This is a genomic window from Paraburkholderia sp., from assembly GCF_034668105.1.
GTDB lineage: Bacteria > Pseudomonadota > Gammaproteobacteria > Burkholderiales > Burkholderiaceae > Paraburkholderia.
Window position 1 is genome coordinate 1 of the sequence record NZ_JAXDPY010000019.1, and the last position, 3,283, is coordinate 3,283.

5 protein-coding genes are annotated in these 3,283 nt (G+C 64.4%); 4 read left to right on the forward strand and 1 reads right to left on the reverse strand.

The window, feature by feature from the left end:
- The 4 genes from QOC89_RS00960 to QOC89_RS00970 form a co-directional block, all read left to right on the forward strand.
- Positions 1-590, forward strand: a 590-nt coding sequence (locus QOC89_RS00960) for a porin (protein WP_416340319.1), incomplete at its 5' end; no start/stop codon positions are given.
- Positions 548-856, forward strand: coding sequence for a porin (locus QOC89_RS31770; protein WP_416340320.1), 309 nt, complete (start codon positions 548-550; stop codon positions 854-856). The genes QOC89_RS00960 and QOC89_RS31770, both read left to right, overlap by 43 nt.
- Positions 857-1,066: 210 nt before the next feature.
- Entirely contained in the window at positions 1,067-1,501 is a 435-nt protein-coding gene (locus QOC89_RS00965) for a CHRD domain-containing protein (protein ID WP_323043306.1), read from the forward strand.
- Positions 1,502-1,617: 116 nt separating this feature from the next.
- Positions 1,618-2,595, forward strand: coding sequence for an alpha/beta hydrolase (locus QOC89_RS00970; RefSeq protein ID WP_323043307.1), 978 nt, complete (start codon positions 1,618-1,620; stop codon positions 2,593-2,595).
- On the opposite strand, the gene QOC89_RS00975 is transcribed toward QOC89_RS00970, so the two are convergent.
- Positions 2,565-3,283, reverse strand: a 719-nt coding sequence (locus QOC89_RS00975) for an EcsC family protein (protein WP_323043308.1), incomplete at its 5' end; no start/stop codon positions are given. The two genes, QOC89_RS00970 and QOC89_RS00975, sit on opposite strands and share 31 nt — an antisense overlap.

Consider the following 3,283-nt stretch of genomic DNA (forward strand, 5'->3'; position numbering starts at 1 on the left):
ACGGCACGACCGCACAAGGTGGCCGCAGCTTCGGCCGCCAGGCGTTCGCGGGTGTCTCGAGCGACTACGGCACGGTGACGCTGGGTCGTCAGTATGACTCCGTGGTCGACTATCTCGGCCCGCTGACGGCAACCGGCACGTGGGGTGGCACGTACTTCGCCCATCGCGGCGATAACGACAACGCCAATGCGTCGATGCGCATCAACAACTCGGTGAAGTTCCAGAGCGCGAACTATGGCGGCTTCTCGTTCAGCGGCCTGTACGGCTTCTCGAACCAGGCAGGTGCATTCGCAAACGATCGGGCCTATAGCGCAGGTATGGGCTATTCGAACGGTGGCCTGAAGCTGGCGGCCGGTTACCTCCAGGCGCAAGGTCTCGGCGGCAACGTGAATGGCGCGATCCAGGACGGCGCACCGGACCTCGGTGTGGCGGGTGAGCGTCAGCGGCAGCGCACGTGGGGCGCGGGTGGCAGCTACGCGTTCGGTCCGGCAACGGTAGGTCTGGTGTACACGCAAAGCCGTTTAACTTTGCAGCCAACGACGCCTCCGTGCGTTACAGCAACTACGAAGTCGACGCGCAGTACAACCTGACGCCGGCGCTCTCGCTCGGCGCGGCATACACCTACACGCAGGCGTTGCAGAACACGCCGGGTGTGCAGAACGGTTCGAGCCACTGGAACCAGTTCGGTCTGCAGGCCGACTACGCGCTGTCGCACCGCACCGATCTGTATGCCGAAGGCGTGGCGCATCTCGGCGCGAACGGCAACACAGTTGGCGCGCAGGTTGACGGCACCGACGCCCCGTCGTCGAACAAGAACCAGGTGGTCGTGACAACGGGTATCCGTCACCGCTTCTAAGCCTGCCTCTAAGACTGCTTCTGAAGCATCGATAGTGGAAGGAAAAAGCACCGTTCGCGGTGCTTTTTTTCGTTGGCACACACGCGGCAAAGGCGGCCTTGTCGCATCGTCGCCGTTGCAAACGGGCTCGACGGATTTGCACTAGTATTTGGTTGCTTCGCGCGTGTCCGAAATGTCGGTGCGGCGATGCATCAAAGTCCGGAGAAGACCATGATTGCGTTTCGAAAGCTGAATTTTGCGGTGGTGGTGTGGGCGTTGGCGTCGGGCGTCGCCTTCGCTGACACGGTGGCGTTGAAGGCCGATCTCGAGCCGTCGAGCGAAGTGCCGCCGCGCGTGAGTCACGGGCACGGCATGTTGAACGCCACGTTCGATACGTCGACCAAGTCCTTGCAATGGACCATCACCTATGAAGGGCTGACCGGCCCGGCAAGCGCCGCGCACTTCCACGGTCCCGCGCCGGTCGGGCAGAACGCCAAGATCCAGGTGCCGATCGGGAAGGACGCGCTTGCGAGCCCGATCAAAGGATCGGCGGCGCTCACCGACCAGCAGGTAACGGATCTCATGGCGGGGCAGTGGTACTTCAACGTGCACACCGCACAGAATCCGATGGGCGAGATTCGCGGGCAGGTCTTGCCGGCTAACTGACGCGAAGAAAGCCTTGCCCGGTGGCGGGCGCTTTTTCGGGATTAGAAGCCGTCGTCCACCGGCGCAGTGGCGAACGCACGTACCATGACGGGACACTATCTAAGGAGCGCGTCCCGATGAGCTGGCAAAGTGCACTCGCATGCTGGTATCTGCGTAGGCAGTTTCGACCGGAAACCTTGAAGCCGGGTGTCAACGTGGAGAAGGCGCGTGCGCTGACGGCCAAACGTGCCTGGTCGCCGCGCGTGCCTGCCGGTTGGCGTCTGCGCGAAGCGTACGGGTCACACGATTGGCCGCTGCACGGTGAGTGGATCGAGCGGGCTGACGGCGCATCGGTTGCCGCGAACGGTCCGACCGTGCTGTATTGCCACGGCGGCGGCTATTACTTCTGTTCGCCGCGTACGCATCGTTCGCTCGTGTATGGTCTGGCGACGCGCGCCAACACGCCGATTTTTTCACTCGACTACCGCCTCGCCCCCGAGCATCGCTTTCCGGCCGCGCTCGACGATGCGACCGCCGCCTACCGTCGCCTCGTCGCAGACGGTACGCCGCCCGAGTCGATCGTCATGTCGGGCGATTCGGCGGGCGGCGGCCTTGCGCTCGCCACGCTGGTCGCGTTACGCGATGCTGGTGATCCTTTGCCGGCGGGCTGTCTGCTGTTCTCGCCGTGGACCGACCTGGCCGCAGCGGGCGCCACCATCCGCACCAACGACGGTCTCGATCCTATGTTCAGCGGCCCCGCCATCGCGCGCGCGGCCAAGGTTTATCTCGGCGACACGTCCGCCACGCATCCGTACGCTTCGCCGGTTTATGCAGATCTGCGCGGCTTGCCGCCGCTTTTCATCATGGTGGGCAGCACCGAGGTCTTGCTCGATGACTCGCAACGTGTCGCCGACAAGGCGCGCGCGGCCGGTGTCGATTGTGAGCTCGAAGTGTGGAAGAAGATGCCGCACGTCTGGCCGCTGTTCTCCCCGTTCATTCCCGAGGCGAACCGCGCGCTCGAGCGCGCCGCGGCTTTCGTGCGGCGTGTAACGGGTGGCACGACGAGCGGCACGACGAGGACCGCTCAGCCGTCCAGCGTCACATCAATTGCCTGATAGGCGGCTTCGACCGTGTCCTGGCCGTATTGCCGTTCCAGCCGACGTACGGTGAAGTGGCCGTGCGCGACCTGCTGGAAGTGGTCGATGAACACTGTATTGACCATCGCGCCGAGCACCGCGCCGATCGCCGGAATCGACTTGGCGGCGATCTGCTCGCTCACCTGCACCGAAAAGCGCGCGGCAATCGTGTTGAGCAGCCGCAGCAACGCTGCCGAGCCATGCGCGGTAAAGCCTTTCGTCGCGATTTCGGATGAAGCCTTCGACACCGCCTGCGCCAGTGCGCCGCGCATGATGAAGTAGCCGAAGTCGGCGTCGTCGTCGGCTTTCGAGGTGCCGCCCATGCCGAGCACCGTCAGGCACTGCAGCTGCGTGTCGATCGACGTCAGATCCTCGCCCTCGCTGCGCGCCACGTCGCAGATCGAGCGGAACATCAGCGTGGTCGTGACCGGTAACTCGACGGGCAGCGCGAACAGGCCGAATGCGCCGCCGGCCGCCCCGGTGGTGGCCACGGCGAACTTGTGCAACAGGTTGCTCGGCTTGTCGGGCACGATCAGCGGCGAAGCGCCGGCCTGCCGCCCCAAAGTGCGCAGCGCGATCGAGAGACACTTGCGCAGCGCCAGCTCTGTTGCATCCGTGACCTTTTCGTTAGCAAAAGCGGGCATGCGCGAAAGCAGCTTTTCGAGCG

Excerpts from the sequence above, each read along its gene's own strand:
- QOC89_RS00965 (WP_323043306.1), top strand. The coding sequence starts at position 1,067 with ATGATTGCGTTTCGAAAGCTGAATTTTGCGGTGGTGGTGTGGGCGTTG.
- QOC89_RS00970 (WP_323043307.1), top strand. The coding sequence starts at position 1,618 with ATGAGCTGGCAAAGTGCACTCGCATGCTGGTATCTGCGTAGGCAGTTT.